The sequence below is a fragment of the Bacillus sp. Marseille-Q3570 genome (genome assembly GCF_946151055.1).
Taxonomy (GTDB): Bacteria; Bacillota; Bacilli; order Bacillales; family Fictibacillaceae; genus Pseudalkalibacillus.
The window spans coordinates 93,630-119,154 of sequence record NZ_CAMGYZ010000013.1; the positions used below are offsets into that span (position 1 = coordinate 93,630).

Here is a 25,525-nt window from a genome sequence, read left to right on the forward strand (position 1 = left end):
ATGGGCTCATCTGTCCCGATGATTCAACAGGAAGCCAGCACCTTGCTCTCCAATCAACTTTTAAAATGAGTCAAAAGCAATAATCTTTTAGAAAAGAGCCTTTGTATTTAAAGAAAGTATATATGGATTATGCAGGTCGCTTCCTCTTTCCGTTTGCCCTCGGAAAGGGGGGGATTTTGCAGAGTTCACTTTTTAGAATCCTTAATATAATGGAAAGTAGAATCCTAAATATATTGGAAAGATTTATCAGCCTAGTTAATTGTGCTACTATAATCTTACAAATCTCATTGAAAGTTGGGGGTTTCATGAAAATCGGGATTATCGGCGGAGGTTCAATAGGATTATTATTTACTGCTTATCTAGCAAAAAGCGCTCATGAAGTCACACTTTTTGTTAGGAGAGAAGCTCAGCAACAAGCGATTCATACGATGGGATTGACTGTAAAAGCGGGGAGTTCAACATACACGTGCCAACCAAAGGTTTGTTTATTATCCGAAACTGATAGAAATGACATTGATGTGCTGATCGTTGCAGTCAAATCCTATGATGTTGAACAAATCATGCCTGAAATAATAAAAAAGTTCAGAAATACACGTTCCATTTTATTTGTCCAAAATGGAATGCAACACCTTCGATTTTTGCCTCATTTAAAGATGCACTCGATTTACATGGGAGTGGTTGAACATGGTGCCATAAAAGAGACTGATCATTTAATCAATCATACAGGTGTCGGACGGACTAAAATCGCCCCCTATCTCGACGGTCATTCAGGGATCAACTGGGAGAAGCTCTCAAAAGAAAACTTTCCATTCTTCTACCAAAATGATTGGTATGCAATGTTAAGTGAAAAGTTACATATCAATGCCGTCATCAATCCTCTCACTGCGATATTGAGGGTCCCAAATGGAGATCTTCTGTCGAATCCTCATTGGCTCGATTTGATGGAACAACTCAGTAAAGAAGCATGCAAGGTTCTGAATATCAAATATCATGAAGGCTGGAAGGATTTAGTGGCTGTCTGCGAGAATACTTCTTTAAACAAATCTTCCATGTTGAGGGATATCGAGAATAAGCGGAGAACCGAAATTGAAGCGATAAACGGCTTCATCTTGAATTCAGCTAAAGGTAAAAACATTGAAGTTCCAAATAACCGGTTTGTCTATCAAATCATTAAAGGGATGGAAGAGGAAAGAAAGTAGGGGGAACGATGATTGATTTTTTATTGGGTTCCTTGGGTATATTGGTTACAGTACCTTTGCTTGCCTGGATCATGGTTTATTGGATTACAAGGAAGATAACAAGGCAACAGAAGCGGTCGTTCATGGTTGCGACGGATGTGACAACTTTTTTCCTGATCATCTCTGTCATGGTCATACTATATACGATATGGGAAAATACTTTTTTATGGCCAATTGTCATTTTGATTTTGCTCATCGTAATCAGTATTACCGTTTTATATTGGAAGCGAGATGAGGATATCGGACTTTCTAAAATCATGAAAACAGCGTGGCGCTTGAATTTTTTACTGTTTTCTTCGGGGTATTTGGTGCTTTGTTTGTATGGGTTGGTTATACGTGTGATGGCTCTTAATTAAAAGTATGGATTTATTCGAAATTCACTCCCTCTCCACGGCAAACGAAAAACGGAAGCGATCTAGTTAGCACCTAGGTCATTGGAGAACTGACGAGGAAGCTCGAACCAAACAACTTGGTTCTGAAGGGGCTTACACCGAAGATGTCAATCAGAAGTAATCCAAGTGACTGGCCGTTGAACTGGACAACCCTTCCTGCAATAACGAACTCTATCCTCGCTGAAAACGGGTTGTACTAACCCGTTAACGGACACAGGAGACGTTATTTGGCCAATATGATGGAAATTTACAAACTTAACGGACATCAGGGATCTTATTTCGCAAATATCGTAGGAAATCAACTGCTTTGTTCACAAATAACGGCTGTGGTGTCCGTTAGAGTTTCAGAAACAGCGGTTTTGTCACAAAGAACGGCTCTGATGTCCGTTAACGTTAATCATGGCTCTTTGTTTCTTTCCTGGGTTCACCTATTTCGCTGGAGGGTGACGTATTTCGTGTACGCTTAAAGAAAAATACTTTCTTCAGTAAAAGCGCGACAAAAGCCCAGCCTCCGCCAAAGGTTTGGCTTTACCAAGTTTTCTTTTAAGATCAGGATAGCCAAACTTTAACAATGATTTATAACGATGTCCTCCTAGTAGCACCTTAGGCAGAATTGTTGGGTGAGTAGTAATTAATTTGCTATACTCATATTCGCAAAGTGTCTGTTGTGTATTATAAGAAAGGAAGAAATGTATGAACGTGCTTGAGCTACCTTTTCGAAATAAAGAAGACCTATATTCTGCCTACTTGATGGGGAATTCAGATGTAAGTTCCTTATTTGACTATAATGCGTTTGAGGACCAAAGCTATATTGATCGATGGAAGGAACTTCAGGAAACGAGATTTCCGAGATTGGATCTTGTTGATCATCTGCTCTCCTATCATCAATCATTTCCAACTAAACCTTCCACATATGAAAATATTGAAAAATTAAAGGATCCAAAATCCACCGTGGTTGTGACGGGCCAGCAAGCGGGTTTATTGACTGGACCTTTATATACAATACATAAATGTCTGTCTACCATCCTGTTTGCACAGGAGAAAGAGAGACAACTTGGTACGCCAGTCGTCCCCGTTTTTTGGATCGCTGGTGAGGATCATGATTTTGATGAGATCAATCATATACACATTCCAGATGGTGATCAACTAAATAAACACAAGTTGAGTATGTATGAAGGTATGAGGTCGGTTTCTCACATAAAATGCGAAAACGATCGTTTGCTACCATGGGCTGAAGAAGTGATCCGCTCTTTCGGAGAAACAGAACATACTCAACCAGTGAAAGATCTGCTTCACGCTGCTATAAAAGAAAGTGATACGTTGACTGATTTTTTCGCTTATCTGATGATTACCTTATTCAGTGAGTTCGGTCTTGTCATTCTAGACTCCCATCATCCTGACTTACGGAAGATTGAAAGCCCCTTTTTTGAAAACATGATTGGCAACAATGCAGAAATCGATGGTTCATTTCAGCAAGGCTTGGCAGCGATAAAGAGACTAGGGTTTGAATCGCCAATCGACTCTGAAACGAATAATGCTCATCTTTTTATCGAAGAACGTGATGCTAGAGTATTGTTAATCCGTGAAAATGACTCTTTCAGGGGGAAGAACAATGAATGCATTTACTCTGAGCAAGAACTTTCAGAAATGGCTCGTTCAACACCCTCAAGATTGAGTAATAATGTAATCACAAGGCCTCTTATGCAGGAATTTATTTTACCTACACTTGCATTCGTAGCTGGTCCTGGGGAAATAAATTACTGGAGCGCATTGAAACCGGTCTTTCATAGTTTCGATAGGAAAATGCCGCCGATCCTACCGAGGTTGTCACTTGTCATATTGGACCACTATTCGCAAAAGACGATTGAAGAAAAAGCGCTGGATACACATCGCATCGTTTTCGATGGGGTGGAAAAAGAAAAGAAACAATGGCTGGATGATAATACAGATCACGAGCTGGATCGAGAAATTGAACGTGCTTTGAATGTGATGAAGAAAGAACATAGCCAGCTGAGAAATACCGCTGTTGAAATTGATAAGGGCCTGGATGGTTTAACTGAAAAGAACTGGATGATTATCGAGGATCAACTCCTATACTTGAAAAAAAGGATGGAAAAGTCCATTTTACAAAAACATGAAGTCGATCTGAAAAAATTCGATCATATCCAAATGCACCTCCTTCCAGAGGACCAGCCTCAAGAGAGAGTGTTGAATGTTTTTTACTACATCAATCATTTTGGATTTGGATTCATTTCAGAATTGGCAAAACAGAATTATTTATGGAACGGAAATCCGAAGGCGATAAAACTCTAAACTACAGGATGTGGTTTTATCCAATTCCTGTAACTTAGATTTATTTCGCCGAAAATCCACAGCATTAACAAAAATACAGACGGAATCAAGAGAAAACTCTTCTTTTAAATTGTCGTAAAAAAGCTGACATTACTGTAAAAATATAGCGATGAAAACTTCTGAAAATCCTGCATTTATAAGCAGGATTTTTTTTTGTTCAAAAGAATATTTAAACAAGTGGTGCAAAGTGGGGAGTTGTGGTAGACTTAGGGAAGAAAGTGGGAGGGGGCCCGTATATGTTTATGGGAGAGCATTTACATACCATTGACGATAAGGGAAGAATGATTATCCCCTCTAAGTTCCGGGATGAATTAGGAACCACTTTCGTACTTACAAGAGGACTAGATCAATGTATTTTTGGTTACCCTCTTGAAGAATGGAAGCAGCTTGAAGAAAAGCTGAAAGCACTCCCATTCACTAAAAAAGATGCACGTGCCTTCACTCGGTTTTTCTTTTCTGGAGCCGCAGAATGTCAGCTTGATAAACAGGGACGTGTGAACATCGCATCTACACTACGTCAATATGCAAAGTTGGAAAAGGACTGTGTCATCATCGGGGTAAGTAATCGAATCGAGATCTGGAATAAAGAGATCTGGGAAGATTACTTCAACAAATCAGAAGACTCATTTGGTGAAATTGCAGAAAGTCTGATGGATTTTGACCTCTAGAACACAATCGTAGTTAGAGCAGGAAATTGAGGGACAATTATGTTTGAGCATGAAACAGTATTGAAACAGGAAGCAATCGATGGACTTAACATTAAGGAAGATGGCATCTACGTGGATTGTACCCTTGGTGGAGCGGGCCATACAGAAGAAATCTTGAAAAGGCTCACTTCAGGACATGTTTATGCATTTGATCAGGATCTTCACGCAATCAATCATGCTAAAGAAAGATTGGCAGAGCACGAAGGTAAGTTCAGTATCATCAGATCTAATTTCAGAAATCTCAAGCATGAACTCATTGAAAAAGGGATAAGTGGTGTTGACGGTATTTTGTTTGACCTTGGTGTTTCATCTCCGCAACTTGACGAGGCAGATCGAGGTTTCAGCTATCACCAAGACGCCCCATTAGACATGAGGATGGATCAGACTAGTGAACTAACCGCGTTTCATGTAGTGAATGAATGGTCTTATGAACAAATTGTCTCGATATTGTTCAAATATGGAGAAGAAAAATTCGCGAAATCAATCGCACGAAAAATCGAAGCCCACCGGGAACGAGAGACAATTCAAACAACGGGTGAATTGGTAGAAATCATTAAAGAGGCAATCCCGGCCAGAGCACGTCGAAAAGGTGGACACCCTGCCAAAAGAACCTTCCAAGCCATACGTATAGCTGTAAATGATGAATTGAATGCATTTGAAGAGGCTTTACGAGATGGGATTGAAATGTTGAACGTTGAGGGAAGAATCTGTGTCATTACCTTCCATTCTCTTGAAGACCGTTTATGTAAGAAAGTTTTCAAGGAAGTAAGTAGTGAACCAGATTTACCACCAGGAATGCCAGTCGTTCCAGAGGAATACCAACCGGACATGAAATTGATCACCCGGAAGCCGATTACTCCAGATAGTGGAGAACAAGAGAAAAATAGAAGAGCGAGATCGTCCAAATTACGGATCGCCGAGAAGAGAAAATAGAAAGGGGAACTGGGAGTATGAGCAATCTTGCCCATCAAGTAGAAAGAAAAACCAATCATGTTCAAAATCCACAACCGCAACCGAATGTGGTTAGAAGAAAAAGATCGAAAATCACAAAGGGGGAGAAGGTTCTCTGGACAATCGCTGCAATGATGCTAGCTGCAGCTTCGATTTTCATCGTTTCAAATTATGCTGAAATGTATACTGTGAACAAAGAAATTCAGGTGATGGAACAAAATATTGATAAGCAAAGCAAGCAAGTGGATGATCTAACCCTTAAAAAATCAGAGCTTAGCGAGCCTTTGCGCATTATCAATTTCGCAGAACAAAAATTAGGAATGAAGTTCGACGATAAAAATATCAAAGTAGTAAACAATTAGTTTAGGTGTGGTTTGAATGATAGAGAAAAAGAATTCGAATATTAATAAAGGAGCAGTGATTTTATCTTTGATATTTGTCCTGCTCTTTTTCCTGTTGATTGGACGCTATTTTTATTTAGGTTGGACGGGTCAAGCTGAGGGTGTCAATTTAGAAGAAATGGCTGAGAAACAATGGACGCGGGAAGCGGCTCTTGATGCAGACCGGGGTACAATTTTCGATCGTAACGGAAAAGCGATTGCCGAAGATATCCCTTCTTACAACGTAATTGCAATTCTCGATGAAGATTATGCGAACCACATCAAGGATCCTTCAGAGGCAGCTGGTAAACTTGCTCCATTGCTTGGCATGTCTGAATCAAGATTGACAGAATTGATGAGCAAGGAAGGTCCTTTTCAGGTTGAACTGGGACCAGGTGGGAAAAAGATCAGTCATTCGAAAATGGAAGAAATAAAAGCGTTGGATATCAGCGGAATTGATTTCAAACGGCTTACAAAACGATACTACCCGAACCAGGACTTTGCTTCTCACATTCTTGGATTCACTACGAATAATGATGAAGGCGTAAGAGCTGGGGCAATGGGTCTCGAAAAAGCGCTTGATGAATATCTACAAGAAGAAGATGGTTCCCTGAAGTATCAAAGTGACCGTTATGGTTATAAATTACCTGATCCGAATGAAGTGATTAAAGAACCAAAACATGGAGCAAGTGTCCATTTGACTCTTGATGAAAAAATTCAATTGTTCCTCGAACAAGCGATGAATAATGTTCAAGAAGAATATGAACCTAAAAGGATGATGGCGATTGTCGCAGATCCAAAGACCGGAAAGATTCTGGCGATGTCAAACCGTCCAAGCTTCAATCCGAATGTAAGGGACATTACGAATTATACGAACTTTTCTATCGGGTCAGCATTTGAACCAGGATCTACGATGAAGGTTTTCACGCTTGCAGCAGCCATAGAAGAAGGGGTCTATGACGGAAGTGCAGAATATCAATCAGGCGTATACAAAACAAAGCACAGTAGAGTAAGCGACCACAACAATGGCCGAGGATGGGGTAAGATCACTTATGATGAGGGTGTACAACATTCTTCAAACGTAGCATTTTCGAAGATCGCCAAAGAGCAACTTGGTTTTGATAAGCTTCATGAATACTTGACTGAACGATGGGAATTCGATGAAAAAACGGGGATCAATATTCCTGGGGAAGCTGATTCGAAAATTCAATACGACTGGGAAATTGAAAAGCTGGCAACTGCTTTCGGACAAGGAACATCGATCACTCCGATCCAGCAAATCAAGGCTGCGACAGCGATCGCAAATGGTGGAAAAATGATGAAACCGTATGTCGTCGATAAGATCGTTGATAAGAACAATGATGATGTGATCAAGAGTTTTCAGCCAGAAGTTGTAGGAGAACCAATTTCTCCTGATACGTCCAAGCAAGTCCGTAAATTATTAAGATCAGTTGTAACTGATGGAACAGGGAAAAATTATAATATTGAAGGTTATGATGTTGCTGGTAAGACTGGAACTGCACAATTATATGGCATGGATGGGAAAATAATGAAAGGTCATGACAACTATATCTTCTCTTTCTTAGGAATGGCACCAGCAGACGATCCGAAGTTATTGGTGTATGTCGCTATCGATCGTCCGGACCTTGATGACGACGCCTATGAATCAGGTTCCGTGCCTGTATCCAAAGTATTCAATCCCGTCATGCAGGGTGGCTTGCAATACTTGAATATCACACCTGATGAAGCAAGTGAAGATAAATCGGAAGAGCAGTCTTCAGGTGGAGTCAAACTAGAGGATTTTGAAGGTGAATCGTCGATTTCAGTTAAAAAGCAATTAGAGGAAAAAGGGTTGAAGGTCGAAGTTTTTGGTGAAGGTGACCGAATCGTCAATCAAGCCCCTTATGCTGATACCACAGTGCTTCAAGGCGAAGAGGTCTTCCTTAGAACAGAAGGAAATGTGAAAATGCCTGATCTGACAGGGATGTCACGTTCAGAAGTTCTCCGGCTTTCACAAGTGCTTGGATTGAAGACACCAGAATTTACAGGAAAGGGATTCGTTTCATTGCAAAGCATCAAGAAAGGATCGGTTGTGAAGGCGAATTCACCCCTTGTGGTAGAATTGAAGACACCACAAGAATCAATGCAGCAACGAGAGAACGAACAAGAGAACGAACAAGAGAATGAACAAGAGAATAATAGTGAAGAAGAATAACTGATTTGTTCTAGCTGTTTCTGTACAGGCATATAAATGAAACGAGCTCATCTGCCGAGGAGGTTGGACAAGTGCGTGTTTCTAATGTGACTGTACGGAGGCGGCTAGTTTTTGTGTTTGTAGCCGGTCTCTTATTTCTAATAGTGATCATGGGTCGTTTAGGTTATGTTCAGTTTGTGAAAGGGGAATGGTTGACAGGTTTGGCTCTCGATTCATGGAGCCGTAATGTACCATTTGAACCGAAACGCGGAGAGATCCTCGACCGAAATGGAGTAGGAATTGCGAAAAATATAAGCGCTCCCACAGTTTATGTCGTACCCAAGCAAGTGAGGGACCCTGCCGGGACTGCACAGAAACTGGCAGCGGCGTTGAATATCAGTGAAAAAGAAGTATATAAGACCATTACTAAGAAAGAATCGATCGTCAACATTTATCCGGGAGGCAGGAAAATCAGTAATAAGAAAGCGAATGAAATACGAGCTTATGATCTGCCCGGTGTATTCATAGCGGAGGACAGCAAACGCCATTATCCTTTTGGAAACTACTTATCTCACGTCTTAGGGTTCGTCGGAATTGACAACCAGGGTTTGACTGGGTTGGAGCTTCAATATGATGATTATTTGAGTGGAGATGAGGGACATGTATCCTTTTATACAGATGTCCGGGGAAATCGGATGCCCTCATTATCGGATGAATATGAACCTCCGACTGATGGTCTTGACCTGAAACTTACCATCGATTCCAAAGTACAATCGATCATCGAACGTGAATTGGATATAGCAGAAGCAACCTATAATCCAGATGGAGTCGTCGCGATCGCCATGGATCCGAAAACAGGTGAAATTCTTGGAATGTCCTCTAGGCCAGATTATAATCCATCCAATTACCGGGAAGTTCCTCAAGAGATATACAATCGTAATAAACCGGTGTGGAGCACATATGAACCAGGGTCAACTTTCAAGATCATCACGCTAGCTGCTGCACTCGAAGAAAATAAGGTGGATCTTCAAAGAGACTCGATCCATGATCCAGGTTCGATAGAAGTGGCGGGGCGAAAATTAAGATGTTGGAAAAAAGGCGGGCATGGAAGTGAAACCTTTTTAGAAGTGGTTCAAAATTCATGTAACCCGGGGTTTGTCGTATTAGGACAGCGGTTAGGTAAAGAGAAGTTGTTTTCATATATCAAGGACTTTGGTTTCGGTGAAAAGACCGGAATCGATCTTCAAGGAGAAAGCACGGGAATCCTTTTCAATCTTGATAGAGTTGGTCCGCTTGAACTAGCAACTACAGCATTCGGACAGGGTGTCTCCGTAACACCGATCCAGCAGGTTTCCGCAGTTGCTGCGGCTGTGAATGGAGGTTACCTGTACACTCCATACGTAGCGAAAGAATGGTTGGATCCTGAAACAGGAGAAACCGTAAGTAGAACAACTCCAGATATGAAGCGACGTGTCATTTCAGAGGAGACTTCAAAACAAGTTAGAGAAGCACTTGAAACTGTTGTAGCTCAAGGCACTGGTAAAGGCGCTTTTGTAGATGGCTACCGTGTGGGAGGAAAAACAGGGACTGCACAGAAAGCTGTAAATGGTCAATATTTAAAAGACAATCATATCGTATCTTTTATTGGATTCGCTCCTGCTGATGACCCTCAAATCGTGGTGTATGTAGCTGTGGATAATCCGAAAGGTACATTGCAATTCGGAGGAATTGTAGCGGCCCCGATTGTTGGGAATATCATTGAGGATAGTCTGCCAGCAATGGGTGTACCTAAACGGAAGAATCAAGTAGAAAAAGAATTGACCTGGCTTGATCAGCCTTTGATTCATATTCCAGATCTTAAAGGAAAAACAAGGCAGGATATCCATAAAGCCTTCTATGAATTAAAAATCGAAACTGTTGGTTCAGGAGATGTTGTCATTGACCAGGCCCCTGATCCTGGCCTTAAAATGACAGTAGGGTCGACGATTCGTCTTTATATGGGTGACAAAACAACTTCAGAGGATTAGAATGGAAGCAAGAGTACTACTTCTGGAACAAGCATAGGAGTCATGGATTTGAAAATGGTGTCAGACATTCTCTTGTTCAATCAACAGATCTGAGTAGAGTGCTCTTATAAAGACTGTTGATCTTCGAGAGTGTTTGGCACTTTCTTTTGAAGGTATAGTAATATAGAGATGGACGATAAGCATAAAGGATGGAATGTCAGAAATGAAGAAATTAAATGAATTACTTGATAAGCTTTTTGTGTATCAATTGAAGAACGATGGGAATCCGGAAATCACGGGGATTGAGATGGATTCTCGTAATGTAGAAAGCGGTAACCTCTTTGTTTGTATTAAAGGGGCGAATTTTGATGGACATGAATATGTCGAGGATGTTGTCAAAAAAGGAGCTGCTGCGATTGTAGCTGAAGAAATGGTTGAAACAACAGTACCAGTTATACTCGTTAGAGACAGCCGCCACGCGCTAGCGGTACTTTCAGACCAATTCTATGATCACCCTACACATCAACTACAGTTGATTGGTGTTACAGGGACGAATGGAAAGACTACAATTACACACATCCTGGATGAAATGTTCCAGGATCAGGGGAATCGGACTGGCGTAATCGGAACGATTGAGATGAGAATCAACAATCAAAAGTACCCCGTAGCCAATACAACACCAGAGTCACCATTCCTTCAGAAAGCTTTTGCAAAAATGGTCGATGAAAACGTGGATGGCGCATTCATGGAGGTATCTTCCCATGCCCTGGAAATGGGGAGGGTACGTGGCTGTGATTTTGATATTGCCATATTTACAAATCTTTCACAGGACCATCTTGATTATCATAAAACGATGGACCAGTACCTCCAGGCAAAAGGGCTTCTTTTTTCCCAACTTGGAAATACATATGGTAACAGGAAGGAAAAACTCGCTGTCTTGAATGAAGATGATCCAGCAACAGCAAAATACAAGAAAGTCACTGCAGCTCAAATCATGACATATGGAATTGAAAACGATAGCGATGTCATGGCGAAAGAAATATCCATCACAGGAAAAGGGACAACGTTTCAATTGCATACATTGAGGGGTATTTATAAGGTTCAGATGAAGCTGATTGGTAAATTCAGTGTATATAATGTCCTGGCTGCTGTAACAGCTGGAATAGCTGCAGGTCTTGATGAACAAAAAATGGTGGAATCTGTCGAAAGACTAGAAGGGGTTCCGGGTCGATTTGAAGTTGTAGATGGAGGACAACCATACACAGTCATTGTCGATTATGCCCATACACCCGACAGTTTGGAAAATGTGTTGACCACAATCAGAGAGTTTGCTGAAGGTAAGATATCCGTCATCGTCGGGTGTGGAGGAGACCGCGACCGGACAAAAAGGCCATTGATGGCTCGTATTGCAGTCGACAACTCCGATCATGCCATTTTTACATCCGATAATCCTCGCTCGGAAGATCCGGAACAAATCCTTAAAGATATGGAAGCCGGCATTAAGGATGGTTCATATACGTCGATTTCCGATCGGAAATCCGCTATACGGTACGCCGTTGAGAATGCAAAAGAGAACGACATCATATTGATAGCCGGGAAAGGACATGAAACCTACCAGACCATCGGGGACAGGACGATCGATTTCGATGATCGAAAAGTCGCCCGGGAAGCTATGCAAGGGAAGGTTCAATGAATTTTTCCAATTAAGCTTGTGCTATTCATTTTAATTTTGCGGCTTATGGACATTATTCGATACAATCATGCTTGGAGAAGCGCGCCATTGATTTCAAGGTCTTCTATTTTTAGCTAACGGACACCAGAGCCGTTATTTGTAAAAAAGCAACTGATTTTTAATGATTCTTGCGAAATAAGGTCCCTGGTGTCCGTTAGGTTTATAAAACCTTGTTGTTTTGGCCAAATAAGGTCTTCTGTGTCCGTTAACGGATGGCAAGGACCGGATGAGATCGCTAGCGGAAGAACAGATAAGTCAATCGTCAATACCACGTCAAGGGGGGGCGCTTCCGCATTGTGGATCTCCGGCGTAGAGAGAGTGAATTTCGTGAACATAACAATAAATAACCAAGTAAATTATTTAGAGAACCATTACTGGGAGGGGTTAAAAGAATGGATACAGCATTAATTGTTACCCTTCTGGCTTCATTTTTTGTAGCTGTCGTCCTTTCGCCGATTTTCATACCATTTTTAAAACGTTTAAAATTCGGCCAAAGCATACGTGAAGAAGGGCCCAAATCACATCTGAAGAAATCTGGGACACCTACTATGGGTGGTATAGTCATCATCGTTTCATTAATTATAACGACTTTAGTTATTTCCTGGTATTCTGGATTACTTACATTAGAAACGATGATTTTGTTGTTTGTCACGTTAGGGTATGGAATCATTGGATTCATTGACGATTTCATCAAGGTGGTCATGAAGCGGAATCTGGGCCTGACTTCTAAACAGAAGCTGCTGGGACAACTCGTAATAGCAATCATTTTCTATTTTGGTATGAAAGTAGCTGGTATATCGACAGCATTGGCAGTACCTGGTACTGAGTGGTCGATTGAATTAGGCTGGTTTTATTTCATTCTTATCATCGTGATGCTTGTCGGTGCATCCAATGCGGTAAATTTGACAGATGGCCTTGATGGCCTTTTGGCCGGAACCGCTGCCATTGCTTTCGGCGCTTTTGCTGTGGTCGCTACAAGTAATTTTGAACTTAGTATTGCTTTATTTTGTCTTGCTGTCGTAGGGTCCCTTCTAGGCTTTCTGGTCTTCAATGCACATCCGGCTAAAGTATTCATGGGTGACACCGGATCATTAGCCTTAGGAGGAGCGATTGCTGCGGTAGCGATTCTGACGAAAATGGAACTGCTGCTTGTCCTCATCGGGGGAGTATTCGTCATGGAGACTTTGTCAGTCATGATTCAAGTCGTATCATTCAAAGCCACAGGAAGACGTATATTCAAGATGAGCCCATTACATCATCATTATGAGTTGAGTGGTTGGAGTGAATGGCGGATCGTTGTAACCTTCTGGGCTGCAGGATTGTTGCTGGCAGCAATTGGTGTTTATATCGAGGTGTTGATCTAAAGTGGAGCGCAAACATGAACTCAACAATAAGAATGTGCTGGTAGTTGGACTTGCGAAGAGCGGTTTTGCTGCAGCCAAAGTGTTAATCAAGTATGGTGCGAATGTTGTTGTTAACGATATGAAAGAGCTTGAAAAGAATCAGGAAGCAAAAAAACTGATCAACCAGGGTGTAGAAGTCCACTGCGGGAGCCATCCGCTGACTTTGTTGGACAAGCCGATCGATTTCATAGTGAAGAATCCAGGTATCCCGTATACTAACCCATTGATTGACGCAGCACTGGAAAAGGAGATTCCGGTATTTACTGAAGTAGAACTCGTTTCCTATCTGACTGATGCTGAAATCATTGGTATTACGGGTTCCAACGGAAAAACAACGACTACCACATTAGTAGGACTGATGATGGAGAACAGTCCGAAAAAACCAATAGTCGCAGGAAATATCGGTACAGTCCTATGTGAGGTAGCTGATCAGACAGATGTGGATGATATCCTTGTTGCGGAGCTTTCAAGTTTTCAATTGATGGGTGTCCAAACTTTCAAACCCTACATTGGTGTACTTCTGAATATATTTGATGCCCACCTGGATTATCATGGGACACGTGAAGCATATGGGAAAGCGAAAGCACGATTATTCATGAATCAAACTGAAGAAGACTTTTGTATCTTCAATGCCGACGATCAAGAAGTCATGGCGTTGGTTGAAAATGTGAAGAGCAAAAAGGTGCCATTCAGTACAAAGCAGACGTTATCAAATGGTGCTTGTCTGAAAGAGGGTTTTGTGACATTCAATGATGAAAGGATCATTGCAATTGATGAAATCGTCCTTCCAGGTGAACACAGCCTTGAAAACATCTTGGCTGCGACTTCTGCTGCCAAAATTGCAGGAGCAGATAACAATCAAATCATCAACATTTTAAAAACTTTCAGCGGGGTAGAGCATCGACTGCAATATGTAGATACTGTTGAAGGTGTGAAATTTTATAATGATTCGAAGGCAACCAATATCCTCGCTACGCAAAAAGCGATTTCAGCCTTTAACCAACCATTGGTTCTACTTGCTGGTGGATTGGATCGAGGAAACGATTTTGATGCATTGATTCCTTATTTAAACAATACAAAAGCACTGATTACATTCGGAGAAACAGCACCGAAACTGATAAAAACCGCAAAAGAAGCAGGAATAAAGGTGATTGAACATGTTGATAATGTTGAAAAGGCGGTTCCTGTTGCTTATGAGTGCTCCGTTTCAGGTGATGTCGTATTATTATCTCCGGCATGTGCAAGTTGGGATCAGTATCCTTCTTTCGAGCAAAGAGGGGACATGTTTATCGAAGCGGTGCATAAACTTAGGTAATAGAGGTTGTTCGAAAGTGATAGCCCACTTCTGATACCGGTGAATGGGAATGTCTACTTTCTGGACACCACCATAACAGGACGTTTTAAACCTATGGATTAGGGGTGTCTTGATTGCCTAAGGCTAAAAAAACACCAGATTTCGTTTTGGTTATTGTGACGATGACATTGCTTGCGATTGGAATCATAACTGTATATAGTGCCAGTGCCCAATGGGCAGAGATCCGTTTCGAAGATTCCTTCTTCTTCGCTAAGCGACAATTATTATTTGCAGGGTTAGGTATCATTGCGATGTTCTTGATCATGCAAGTGGATTATTGGAGCTGGTCGAATTGGTCGAAACTTCTCCTTATTGCCTGCTTTGTCCTTCTTGTCGCTGTTTTGATCCCTGGTATAGGGATGGTCCGTGGTGGGGCCAGAAGCTGGATCGGTGTTGGTGCTTTCTCCATCCAGCCCTCTGAATTTACGAAGCTTGCGATGATTGCATTTCTGGCAAGGTACTTATCTCTGAATCAAAAGCGAATCACTTCTTTTAAAAAAGGGCTGGTTCCTTCACTCGGAGTTGTACTATTTGCCTTTGGCATGATCATGCTTCAGCCAGACCTAGGTACGGGAGCTGTCTTAGTAGGGACATGCATCGTGATGATCTATGTAGCTGGAGCGAGGGTAAGCCACTTCGTCGGATTGGGCTTCATCGGACTGGTTGGATTTGTTGTCTTGATCATTTCAGCGCCATACCGGATCAAGAGGATTACATCATTTCTGGATCCATGGAGTGACCCTCTTGGCAGCGGGTTTCAAATCATCCAGTCTCTTTATGCAATCGGACCAGGTGGTTTGCTAGGGCTGGGTCTTGGACAAAGCCGACAGAAGTTCGGGTATCTGCCAGAGCCACAAACTGATTTCATCTTTGCAATACTTGCAGAGGAACTGGGTTTCATTGGTGGTTCGTTAGTTCTGTTGTTATTCGGCCTCCTGTTATGGAGAGGCGTACGTATTGCACTGGGAGCACCTGATTTATTCGGAAGCCTTCTTGCAATCGGTATTATCGGTATGATCGCGATCCAGGTCATGATCAATATAGGAGTAGTGACTGGGTTGATGCCTGTCACGGGGATCACCCTCCCATTTTTAAGCTATGGCGGATCTTCTTTAACCCTGATGCTGATGGCGCTAGGTGTTTTATTGAACATAAGCCGATATGCACGGTATTAATGCTAGACAATCAACCCGCGTTCTATTAGACTTTAAAATGAGGTATCATTCATTTTATGGGCAAGGACGGATCAGCTTGGCAGATGCCAAGTTTCTTTTTTTGCAACTTAAGAAAGTTCACGTACGAAACATTTTGAAACGCTCTTTTCTAAGAGATTGTTGCTTTTGAGTCATTTATAAAAAATCATTGAAAAAACAATGATTATCCAGTAGTGTGCACATGTTTAGCTATGTACATGTTTGGTGCATATCATAAAATAGAGATATTTAAGGTGGTGTAAGTGAAGTGGATTATATTATTGAACAATTAGAACAAGCTGATGTAGGAAAAGTAGTAAGAGATGAACCACTTTCCAAACATACAACGATAAAAATCGGAGGCCCTGCCGATGTCTTTGTGGAACCTGATTCTGTTGAAGCATTGAAGAAGGTCATCGATATCGTCAAAACAAACGAGGTACCATGGACCACGATTGGACGCGGATCGAATTTATTGGTTTCTGATGAGGGGATTGAGGGAGTTGTCATCAAACTAGGGAAGGGTACAGATCATCTAGAAGAAAATGGTGAAGAAATACTCGTAGGTGGGGGCTATTCCTTAGTGAAACTTTCAACGATCATGAGTCGTAAAGGTATGGCTGGATTAGAATTCGCAAGTGGAATTCCTGGATCACTTGGTGGAGCGGTTTATATGAATGCGGGTGCTCACGGTTCAGATATGTCCAAAATTTTGACGAAAGCTCATATTCTATTTGAAGATGGATCGATAGAATGGTTGTCTGCTGATGAGATGGGGTTTTCATACCGTACCTCGATTCTTCAGAAAAAACCAGGGATTTGTATAGAAGCTGTCTTACAATTGAAACAAGGTGATCGAGAAAGCATTACGGATGTCATGCAAAAAAATAAAGATTATCGAAAAGAAACCCAGCCGTGGAATCATCCTTGTTGCGGGAGTGTCTTCCGTAATCCATTACCGAATTATGCTGGTCAATTGATTGAAAGTTCAGGGTTAAAAGGAAAGATGATCGGTGGTGCCCAGATTTCTGAAATGCACGCCAATTTCATCGTCAATACTGGAGATGCGAAAGCAAAGGATGTCCTAGAGTTAATTGATTTGGTGAAAAGTACGATAAAAGAGGCACATGATATCGATATGGAGACGGAAGTTGAAATGATTGGACGATGATGGATTGTAAATAGTCAGATGACCTTTTGAACCATCAAAATATACGAAAACAACGCATTGAAAAAATCTTTTCAGAAGTAGAAAAGATGGATTAATGTACCATTTTAGTGTGCTATAATACAACTAAATAGATGTGTTCTGAAAGAGTGGACATATGGAACGGGGTTGACTCGAAATGTTGGTCAGAGCAGCAGTTCAGACACACATTGGTTAGCCCCTTAACTCTTTCTAAGTCCTCATCAAATGGGGGAAGCCTTGATGAAGAATGAAAAGGTAACAACGATAGAAGACCGTATACCGAAACTGAAACAACAACGAAAACAAAAAGCGAATCGAAGAATGATATTCTACATTTCTTTTTTCTTTTTACTCATCCTGATCATCGTCTACTTCCAATCACCATTAAGTGATGTGAGAACGATAGATATTAAGGGAAACCAATTGATTCCGGAAAATATCATATTGGAACAGCTTGATTTTTCAACAGATACGAGCTATTGGTCTGTCAATCCCAAGGCTGCTGAATCTGATGTCCAAAAGATTGTACAAGTCGAGTCCGTGAATGTGGAGAAAGTCTTTCCAAATAAAGTCGTTATTACTATAACTGAATTCGAAAAGGTGGCATTTTTGACATCAGATGGAAAATACTTGCCATTGCTGCAAAATGGAGAGTCGCTTCCACAAGTTTCTGAAGCTACTGTGCCCTCGAATGCGCCTATTTTAGTAAACTGGGAAAAAGAAGATTTGATTAAAGAGATGGCTGCAGAATTAACAAAACTATCAGAAAGTGTACGGTTAAGAATATCGGAAATCCACCTTACTCCAACTGATAAGGACGCCAAGCATATAACGCTGTACATGAATGACGGTTTTGAAGTCCAATCCAGAATCACTGATTTTGCAGCCTATATGCAATACTATCCTTCTATCGTGGACAAGCTTGATGGAAATACAAATGGTGTAATCCATATGTCAGAGTCACCTAGATTCGAAGCATTTGATATCGAAGAGGAAGAAGGAGAGGAACAAACAGAGAATGAAGGTTAGAGGAAAGTATGCAATCTACTCATTAGTCTTGCTTGTCACTGGATTCATGATTGCCTTTTCCTATCAATATACGAAGGAAGAAAGAATACAACCTACCAATGATCAATGGAAGCGGGAAGATCAATTGCGTTCTAGCATCCTTTCCATTCAAAGGGAAAACCGTAATTTGCAAAGCGAGCTTGAAGAGGCTCAGAAAAAGGTAAGTGAAATGGAAGATGATATTGCAGAACAAGAAAAAAGATCGTTCAACTTTGTAGAAGAGATCAAGAAACTGAGGAAAGTAGTCGGACAAGTCCCCGTTGTAGGGCAAGGGATATCTGTTTCTCTTGAAGACAGTTCTTACATACCTGATGCGGAAAATCCGAACGACTATATCGTTCATGAAGAACATATCCGGATGGTCATCCATGAGTTGTATGTGACGGGAGCTGAGGCGGTTGCCATCAATGGGCAACGTATCTCTCATACGAGTAATATCGCTTGTGTAGGACCTGTCGTAAGTGTAGACGGAGTAAAACACCCTGCTCCATTTGTGATAACTGCCATAGGAGATCCAGATATCTTTTCAAACTCCTTGAATTTGACAGGAAATATCACCGATCAGTTAGTGGATGATGGAGTACAGGTTCGTATCCAAAAAGAATCCTCGATTGAAATACCTCCTTTTATTGCTCGGGAAGGATGACAAACGACCATGAAAAGACGTCTTAAATTCTTTATCATGACCATGATTGTCGGTTTTATGCTTGCAGTTCAATTTCATACGAATCAAGAGCCAGTCGTACGTGATACGAGGGATATATGGGAACTGAGAAATGATTTGGAAAGCCAAAAACAGGTGCAGCAGGAGCTTTATGCCGAAATTTATAAATATGAACAACTGATTGACGAGTATTCTGGCTCTGATAAAAAAGGACAGCTGGAAACTTTGGAACTGACTCTTGCCGATCTGAAAAAAGATGCCGGTCTAACGGAAGTTAGCGGTCAAGGAATCGAATTAACGATCGAACCATTATTAAATGATGAGGATTTGGTAGGAAAACCTGCTTTTTCCATTCATCCCGAGCTATTAAGACGTTTGATCAATGAACTCAACAGTTATGGGGCAGAGGAAATAGCAATTGATGGTGAAAGGATTATCAATACCACCCCGATTCGAGAAGTCAATGGCAAGACCTACATAAATGACAAGCCAATTTCTCCTATACCTATCAAGATTAAAGTCCTTTCCAGAGATCCAGGAAAACTGCACACAGAAATGCTGACTTCTCAATCAGGAGAAGATTTTGCCCGTGAAAACCTTCTGTTATCATCAGAATTGGTTGATGAAGTTTCTTTACCACCATACAATCAACAACTGCGCGTCAAATTTATGAAAGAGAAGGAGGATACGTAATATGTGGCTTCCTGTATTAGGGTTATTGATCGGCCTCCTTCTTGGGTTCATGTCCGATTTGCGGGTGCCTCCAGAGTATACAAGCTATCTGTCCATAGCGGTTTTAGCAGCATTAGACACCTTGTTTGGTGGAATACGTGCTCAATTGCAAAAAACCTTTGACGACAGAGTGTTTGTCTCAGGTTTTTTCTTTAATATTCTACTTGCAGCAGGTTTAGCTTTTCTAGGTGTCCATCTTGGTGTAGACTTGTATTTAGCTGCGATTTTTGCTTTTGGAGTGAGACTATTCAACAATATTGCGGTGATCCGTAGATTACTTCTCTCTAAAAGCTCTAAGATTCAGCAAACAGAAAGAAATTAACGTAAAAAACTTTTAAAAAATAAAGGGAATGCTTGCTTGATGTTGAATACATTCCTTAATTACGGATTTTATCAGGTATCTTCGTTTTTTTTATCCAGCTTTTTAAATCCAAAACTGTCGGATTCAATGAATAAGGAAAAGCATATTAATGAAATCCTGTAAAACTTGAAGATCACTCAGCTTCAAGGAAAGCGGAACAGATTTTATGAAAAAATGAAATGAATAGCCTGAAATGAAAACAAACAAACAATCAAGCAAGAGTCGATATTTTGAAGGAGGTGCCAAAGAATGAACAGCAGCGAAGTTATGATTAGCTTAGACATCGGTACATCCAATATTAAAGTAATCATTGGAGAAATGTCTGATGAGTCCTTTAATGTCATTGGAGTAGGGAATGCAAAATCAGAAGGAATCAAAAAAGGTTCTATAGTTGATATTGATGAAACTGTTCGTTCGATAAAAAAAGCTGTTGAACAAGCCGAAAGAATGGTTGGAGTACAGATAAATTCAGTTATTGTCGGTATCACTGGCAATCATGTGCAACTGCAACCATGCCACGGGGTCGTAGCAGTATCAAGTGAAGACCGGGAAATACGCGATGAAGATATTACAAGAGTCATAGATGCAGCCCAAGTAATGTCCATACCTCCAGAACGGGAAATCATTGATGTGATTCCACGTGAGTTTGTTGTTGATGGGCTTGGTGAAATCAATGATCCTAGAGGTATGATCGGTGTCAGATTGGAAATGGAAGGAATTCTGATAACAGGATCGAAAACGATATTACATAATGTTCTCCGTTGTGTTGAACGTGCCGGTCTGGATGTTGCAGATATCTGCCTTCAGCCATTAGCAGCTGGAACAGTATCCTTGAATAAAGATGAGCGTAATCTTGGAGTCGCACTTGTAGATATGGGAGCGGGTTCCACGACTCTTACAGTTTTCGATCAAGGTACGATCCAGTTTACAAAAGTACTGCCTATTGGCGGAGACTTTGTTACTAAAGATATCTCGATTGGTCTTAGGACCACGACAGAAGATGCTGAACGTGTTAAGGTTAAACATGGACATGCTTTTATTGACCATGCATCTGACGAAGAATCATTCGAAGTGGCAAGGATTGGTTCATCTAATGAACAGCAATTTTCACAATATGAACTTGCACATATCATCGAACCACGGATGGAAGAAATCTTCGGTCTAGTCATGGAAGAGCTTCATCGAAATGGATACAATGAACTCCCAGGAGGATTTGTACTGACTGGCGGAGTGGTAGCCATGCCGGGTGTATTGGAATTGGCAAGGGAAGTTCTAGATCAGAATGTACGTATTTCCATGCCTGATTATATTGGTGTGCGAGAAGCACAATACACCACAGGAGTCGGATTGATACAATTCACATTCAAAAACGTCAAAATCCAGGGAAAAGAAGTGGCTGCTTCCATTTCTGAGGAGCATCACGTTGAAGAGCAGCCGGCGAAGAAGCGTAGGAATTCCGAACAACGGGTAGAGAAAGATAAACCTGGTGTCAAAAACAAGATGAAGGAATGGTTCGGAACCTTCTTTGAATAATCCCTCGTGAAGAGAAAAATCAGTAGATTAGGAGGATCGCAAATGCTAGAGTTTGATATGAATATGGATGGACTCGCAAAAATTAAAGTAATCGGTGTAGGCGGTGGTGGTAGTAACGCTGTCAACCGAATGATCGAAAACAACGTTCAAGGTGTTGAGTTCATAGCAGTCAACACGGATGCACAAGCCTTGAATCTTTCAAGAGCAGAAAAGAAAATGCAGATCGGTGCCAAGCTGACAAGAGGTCTCGGTGCGGGTGCTAATCCGGATATAGGTAAAAAAGCTGCAGAAGAAAGCAAAGAACAGATCGAAGAGGTCCTGCAGGGTGCGGATATGGTGTTCGTTACTGCTGGTATGGGCGGTGGAACAGGAACGGGTGCTGCTCCAGTCATTGCTGAAATCGCAAAGGAAATTGGAGCATTGACTGTTGGAGTCGTGACTCGTCCATTCACTTTTGAAGGACGTAAACGTTCAACCCATGCAGTAGGTGGAATAGAAACACTGAAAGAAAAAGTTGATACATTGATTGTAATCCCGAACGACCGATTATTGGAAATCGTTGATAAAAACACACCGATGCTTGAAGCATTCCGTGAAGCGGATAATGTACTTCGTCAGGGTGTACAAGGTATCTCTGACTTGATTGCGGTGCCTGGATTGATCAACCTGGATTTTGCAGATGTGAAAACGATCATGACATCCAAAGGATCTGCTTTGATGGGAATCGGTGTCGCAGCTGGCGAAAACCGTGCAACAGATGCTGCGAAAAAAGCAATTTCCAGTCCATTGTTGGAAACATCAATTGATGGAGCTAAAGGTGTTCTTATGAATATCACTGGCGGTTCGAACTTGAGTCTTTATGAAGTGAACGAAGCTGCAGATATCGTTTCTTCTGCTTCAGATGAAGATGTTAACATGATTTTTGGTTCAGTCATCAATGAAGACTTGAAGGACGAAATTCTAGTAACGGTTATTGCGACAGGCTTTGACGATACACAACCACAAGCAAAGCCACAGCAGCAAAGACCGAAACAGACAATGAATAACCAGCAGCCTAGTCAACCTTCTCCACAGAAACAAAGCAGTCGTGAAGAAGGGCAACCTTCTAGACAACAAGAAAGTCAACGGAATTCAAGTTCAAATCCTCAGACGGATTTCAATGATACATTGGATATCCCTGCATTCCTAAGAAACCGAAACCGTCGTCGCTAAATTTCAAAACCTGAAAGCTGTCTCCACGAAGGGGGACAGCTTTTTTATGTTCGGAGATGTTGCTTGTTATCAATTACCAAAGTAAGTCTTTAACTTTACAACTCTAATAAGCTGGAAAGGGCTTCATAGTCTCCGATTATGGTGTCTACGGCCCACTTCTTTATAATGGCCTGAGGCGTGGAGTCATTTGAAAACCCACTGGACCGATCAGCTTATGGGATTTAAATCGTGGGAGTGTGAATTCCATTCTATAAGAATGTCTGAAATATCTACTAATCCACAGGATATCTTTATATAGCACACCTTACTATCGCTCATGGCTATTCAGTGGTACTGATCGATGTTATTAGCAATTCAGATGGTTTGATGATTATACCTGGTACTTATAATATAAGCACATGCCCGATTTTCAAAATAGTCAGAAAGGAGAATGAATTACAACCGATATGATCACTGAAACCGTCCAAACTTTAGATGAAATCATCTATACCAAACCTGCATTGGAAGATGGGAAAGCAATGTGGCAAATCGTCAACGATACCAGTCTTGATCAAAACTCATCCTATAAGTATATCATGATGAGCGAGTTCTTTTCTGAGACATGCGTCGTTGCAAAGATAAATGAACAAACAGTCGGATTCGTCACAGCGTTCATCCCGCCAGAGCAACCTGAAGTAGTATTCGTCTGGCAAGTAGGCGTAGATCCGAATAAGAGAGGAAAAGGGATTGCATCAAAAATGCTTTCTGAATTGATCGATCGACCAGTTTGCAAAGACCTTCGTTACCTGGAAGCTACAGTAACACCATCCAATCAAGCTTCCAGATCCTTATTTGAAGGATTTGCCCGTCATCAAAACACTGAATGCGAAATAACTGAACGTTTCGGGGATGATCTCTTCCCTTCTGATGACCATGAATCGGAGCTTAATTTTCGAATCGGTCCTTTCAATGGATGACCTTGAATCAAAGCGAATACTTATACCAAATGGAATCAAGGAGGAATGTAAAATGGACAATAATAGTGCAGATTTGAAACTTTTTGAGGAATTGGAATCCGAAGTCCGCAGCTATTGTAGAAGTTTCCCAGTTGTTTTCGATAAAGCAAAAGGACATAAATTATGGGACGAAAACGGTAAAGAATACATTGACTTCTTTTCTGGGGCTGGTGCCTTGAATTACGGTCATAACGATGAAAAAATGAAAACGGCGTTGATCGAATACATTAGTGGAGATGGGATCACCCATTCACTTGATATGGCTTCTGTAGCCAAAAGGAATTTTATCCAGAAATTCAAAGATACCATATTAGAGCCCAGGGGATATGATTATAAAATGATGTTCCCTGGTCCTACGGGGACCAATACAGTAGAAAGTGCATTGAAATTAGCTAGAAAAGTAACTGGCCGAACTGATATCATCAGTTTCACAAATGGGTTTCATGGAATGACGATCGGTTCCTTGTCTGTAACCGGAAATGCTGTCAAAAGGAAAGGAGCAGGAATCCCTTTACAAAACACGGTGACTATGCCATTTGACAGCTTTATGGATAATGGTACTGATAGCTTGGATTATTTGGAGCGGTTCCTGGAGGATAATGGAAGTGGTGTAGAAACTCCTGCTGCAATGATCTTTGAAACTGTTCAAGGTGAAGGGGGAATCAATGCAGCCAGCTACGAATGGATGAAAAGGATTGAAGAGATCTGTCGGAAATGGGATATTCTATTGATCATTGATGATGTTCAGGCTGGTGTAGGCAGGACAGGGACATTCTTCAGCTTCGAACCAGCTGGGATAAGGCCAGATATCGTCTGTATGTCAAAATCTCTTAGTGGTTATGGCTTACCGCTTGCAATTACGCTGATTCGTCCAGATCTTGATATTTGGACCCCTGGTGAACACAATGGTACGTTCCGAGGATTTAACCATGCCTTCATAACTGCAACAGCTGCCCTTGATTATTGGGAAGATGAAACATTCGAGAAAAAGATTCAAGATAAGGCAAGGACAGTTCAAGAATTCCTTATCAACCTTACTGATAAATATCCTGAGATTGAAGGAGAAGTATGCGGAAGAGGATTGATGATCGGAATAGAAACGAAAAAAGAAGGTCTCGCTGAGGAAATTGCTGCAGAAGCATTCAAACGTGGTTTGATTATGGAAACTTCTGGACCAAATGATGAAGTGTTCAAACTCTTCCCGCCAATCAATATTGATAGGGAAGGATTGGAAAAAGGATTTGAAATCATAGAAGCTAGTGTAAGGCACCTTGCAAAAGAACCAGTACACAACTAATGAATAGATAGAGCTAAGGAGGCAGATTCATGAAAGTCGTCAAACTACAAGATGTAAGTAATTCTGAACATTCCATTGAGGGTGGAAACTGGGTAAGCAGAAGATTGATTTTGAAAGATGATAACATGGGCTATTCTGTCCATGATACAGTCATCAAAGCGGGTACTGAAACGCATATATGGTATCAAAACCATTTAGAATCTGTTTATTGTATAGAAGGAGAAGGAGAAGTAGTGACATTGAAAGATAATAAAGTGTGGCCGATTGAGAAGGATACCCTTTATGCCCTGGATGAAAATGATGAACATCTCCTTCGGGCAAAGACAGACATGAGGATGGTTTGTGTTTTCAATCCTCCGATCACCGGTAAGGAAATACACGATGAAAATGGCGTCTATCCAGTATTAGAAGATTGATAACATAAAACGAACATCCCATGGAGTAATGAACTGTACCCTTAAAAATAGACAGTTTAATAAAAGGACCTAAGCAGCTAAGAGGTGACCCCGGAATTGTTCTGGGGTCATTCTTTTTAATCCCCATTGATACCTAAAGGAATTGTAGTATTCCAC

Annotated in this window: 23 protein-coding genes; 22 read left to right on the top strand and 1 reads right to left on the bottom strand. The window is 41.2% G+C overall.

Going from position 1 to position 25,525, the window contains the following annotated elements:
- Window positions 1–305 precede the first annotated feature (305 nt).
- The 22 genes from N8M93_RS17420 to N8M93_RS17525 all read left to right on the top strand — a co-directional run bounded on the left by N8M93_RS17420 (window position 306) and on the right by N8M93_RS17525 (window position 25,369).
- Window positions 306–1,199 (top strand): 2-dehydropantoate 2-reductase, encoded by an 894-nt coding sequence (locus tag N8M93_RS17420; protein WP_261133892.1) that lies wholly within the window; start codon window positions 306–308, stop codon window positions 1,197–1,199.
- A gap of 8 nt (window positions 1,200–1,207) precedes the next feature.
- Window positions 1,208–1,594 (top strand): DUF3397 domain-containing protein, encoded by a 387-nt coding sequence (locus tag N8M93_RS17425; protein WP_261133893.1) that lies wholly within the window; start codon window positions 1,208–1,210, stop codon window positions 1,592–1,594.
- A 729-nt stretch (window positions 1,595–2,323) separates the two neighbouring features.
- Window positions 2,324–3,943, top strand: coding sequence for a bacillithiol biosynthesis cysteine-adding enzyme BshC (gene bshC, locus N8M93_RS17430; protein ID WP_261133894.1), 1,620 nt, complete (start codon window positions 2,324–2,326; stop codon window positions 3,941–3,943).
- Between the two features lie 275 nt (window positions 3,944–4,218).
- A complete protein-coding gene (gene mraZ, locus N8M93_RS17435; RefSeq protein WP_261133895.1) occupies window positions 4,219–4,650 on the top strand; it encodes a division/cell wall cluster transcriptional repressor MraZ in 432 nt (143 codons plus the stop codon).
- Window positions 4,651–4,689: 39 nt separating this feature from the next.
- On the top strand, window positions 4,690–5,622 hold the full coding sequence (rsmH, locus tag N8M93_RS17440) for a 16S rRNA (cytosine(1402)-N(4))-methyltransferase RsmH (protein WP_261133896.1): 933 nt from the start codon (window positions 4,690–4,692) through the stop codon (window positions 5,620–5,622).
- 17 nt (window positions 5,623–5,639) lie between these two features.
- Complete coding sequence (gene ftsL, locus N8M93_RS17445; RefSeq protein WP_261133897.1) at window positions 5,640–6,002, top strand: cell division protein FtsL; 363 nt, start codon at window positions 5,640–5,642, stop codon at window positions 6,000–6,002.
- Window positions 6,003–6,018: 16 nt separating this feature from the next.
- Window positions 6,019–8,235, top strand: a complete 2,217-nt coding sequence (locus tag N8M93_RS17450; protein ID WP_261133899.1) for a penicillin-binding protein — start codon at window positions 6,019–6,021, stop codon at window positions 8,233–8,235.
- Window positions 8,236–8,306: 71 nt separating this feature from the next.
- Window positions 8,307–10,241 (top strand): stage V sporulation protein D, encoded by a 1,935-nt coding sequence (locus N8M93_RS17455; protein ID WP_261133901.1) that lies wholly within the window; start codon window positions 8,307–8,309, stop codon window positions 10,239–10,241.
- Between the two features lie 202 nt (window positions 10,242–10,443).
- The gene (locus N8M93_RS17460; RefSeq protein ID WP_261133903.1) at window positions 10,444–11,913 is read left to right on the top strand and encodes a UDP-N-acetylmuramoyl-L-alanyl-D-glutamate--2,6-diaminopimelate ligase; all 1,470 of its coding nucleotides are present in this window, start codon (window positions 10,444–10,446) and stop codon (window positions 11,911–11,913) included.
- 431 nt (window positions 11,914–12,344) lie between these two features.
- Window positions 12,345–13,316, top strand: a complete 972-nt coding sequence (gene mraY / locus N8M93_RS17465) for a phospho-N-acetylmuramoyl-pentapeptide-transferase (RefSeq protein ID WP_261133904.1) — start codon at window positions 12,345–12,347, stop codon at window positions 13,314–13,316.
- Between the two features lies 1 nt (window position 13,317).
- Window positions 13,318–14,670 (top strand): UDP-N-acetylmuramoyl-L-alanine--D-glutamate ligase, encoded by a 1,353-nt coding sequence (murD, locus tag N8M93_RS17470; RefSeq protein WP_261133905.1) that lies wholly within the window; start codon window positions 13,318–13,320, stop codon window positions 14,668–14,670.
- Window positions 14,671–14,783: 113 nt separating this feature from the next.
- Window positions 14,784–15,884: a stage V sporulation protein E gene (gene spoVE, locus N8M93_RS17475; RefSeq protein ID WP_261133906.1), complete on the top strand. Its 1,101-nt coding sequence runs from the start codon at window positions 14,784–14,786 to the stop codon at window positions 15,882–15,884.
- Between the two features lie 286 nt (window positions 15,885–16,170).
- Window positions 16,171–17,073, top strand: a complete 903-nt coding sequence (gene murB / locus N8M93_RS17480) for a UDP-N-acetylmuramate dehydrogenase (RefSeq protein ID WP_261133907.1) — start codon at window positions 16,171–16,173, stop codon at window positions 17,071–17,073.
- A gap of 258 nt (window positions 17,074–17,331) precedes the next feature.
- Window positions 17,332–18,120 (top strand): cell division protein FtsQ/DivIB, encoded by a 789-nt coding sequence (locus N8M93_RS17485; RefSeq protein ID WP_261133908.1) that lies wholly within the window; start codon window positions 17,332–17,334, stop codon window positions 18,118–18,120.
- The gene (locus N8M93_RS17490; RefSeq protein ID WP_261133909.1) at window positions 18,110–18,805 is read left to right on the top strand and encodes a DUF881 domain-containing protein; all 696 of its coding nucleotides are present in this window, start codon (window positions 18,110–18,112) and stop codon (window positions 18,803–18,805) included. The genes N8M93_RS17485 and N8M93_RS17490 overlap by 11 nt, the downstream gene beginning before the upstream one ends.
- 9 nt (window positions 18,806–18,814) lie before the next feature.
- A complete protein-coding gene (locus tag N8M93_RS17495) occupies window positions 18,815–19,516 on the top strand; it encodes a DUF881 domain-containing protein (protein ID WP_261133910.1) in 702 nt (233 codons plus the stop codon).
- Window position 19,517: 1 nt separating this feature from the next.
- Entirely contained in the window at window positions 19,518–19,877 is a 360-nt protein-coding gene (locus N8M93_RS17500) for a small basic family protein (protein WP_261133911.1), read from the top strand.
- A 288-nt stretch (window positions 19,878–20,165) separates the two neighbouring features.
- Window positions 20,166–21,449 carry a cell division protein FtsA gene (ftsA, locus tag N8M93_RS17505; protein WP_261133912.1) on the top strand — a complete coding sequence of 428 codons (1,284 nt, stop codon included), beginning with the start codon at window positions 20,166–20,168 and terminating at the stop codon, window positions 21,447–21,449.
- A 42-nt stretch (window positions 21,450–21,491) separates the two neighbouring features.
- On the top strand, window positions 21,492–22,661 hold the full coding sequence (gene ftsZ / locus N8M93_RS17510; protein WP_261133913.1) for a cell division protein FtsZ: 1,170 nt from the start codon (window positions 21,492–21,494) through the stop codon (window positions 22,659–22,661).
- Between the two features lie 446 nt (window positions 22,662–23,107).
- Window positions 23,108–23,617 carry a diaminobutyrate acetyltransferase gene (gene ectA, locus N8M93_RS17515; protein ID WP_261133914.1) on the top strand — a complete coding sequence of 170 codons (510 nt, stop codon included), beginning with the start codon at window positions 23,108–23,110 and terminating at the stop codon, window positions 23,615–23,617.
- A 52-nt stretch (window positions 23,618–23,669) separates the two neighbouring features.
- Complete coding sequence (gene ectB, locus N8M93_RS17520) at window positions 23,670–24,953, top strand: diaminobutyrate--2-oxoglutarate transaminase (RefSeq protein WP_261133915.1); 1,284 nt, start codon at window positions 23,670–23,672, stop codon at window positions 24,951–24,953.
- Between the two features lie 29 nt (window positions 24,954–24,982).
- Window positions 24,983–25,369, top strand: coding sequence for an ectoine synthase (locus N8M93_RS17525; protein WP_261133916.1), 387 nt, complete (start codon window positions 24,983–24,985; stop codon window positions 25,367–25,369).
- Window positions 25,370–25,438: 69 nt separating this feature from the next.
- Here N8M93_RS17525 and N8M93_RS22895 read toward each other — a convergent pair whose 3' ends face one another.
- Window positions 25,439–25,525: an IS3 family transposase gene (locus tag N8M93_RS22895; RefSeq protein ID WP_396125556.1), complete on the bottom strand. Its 87-nt coding sequence runs from the start codon at window positions 25,523–25,525 to the stop codon at window positions 25,439–25,441.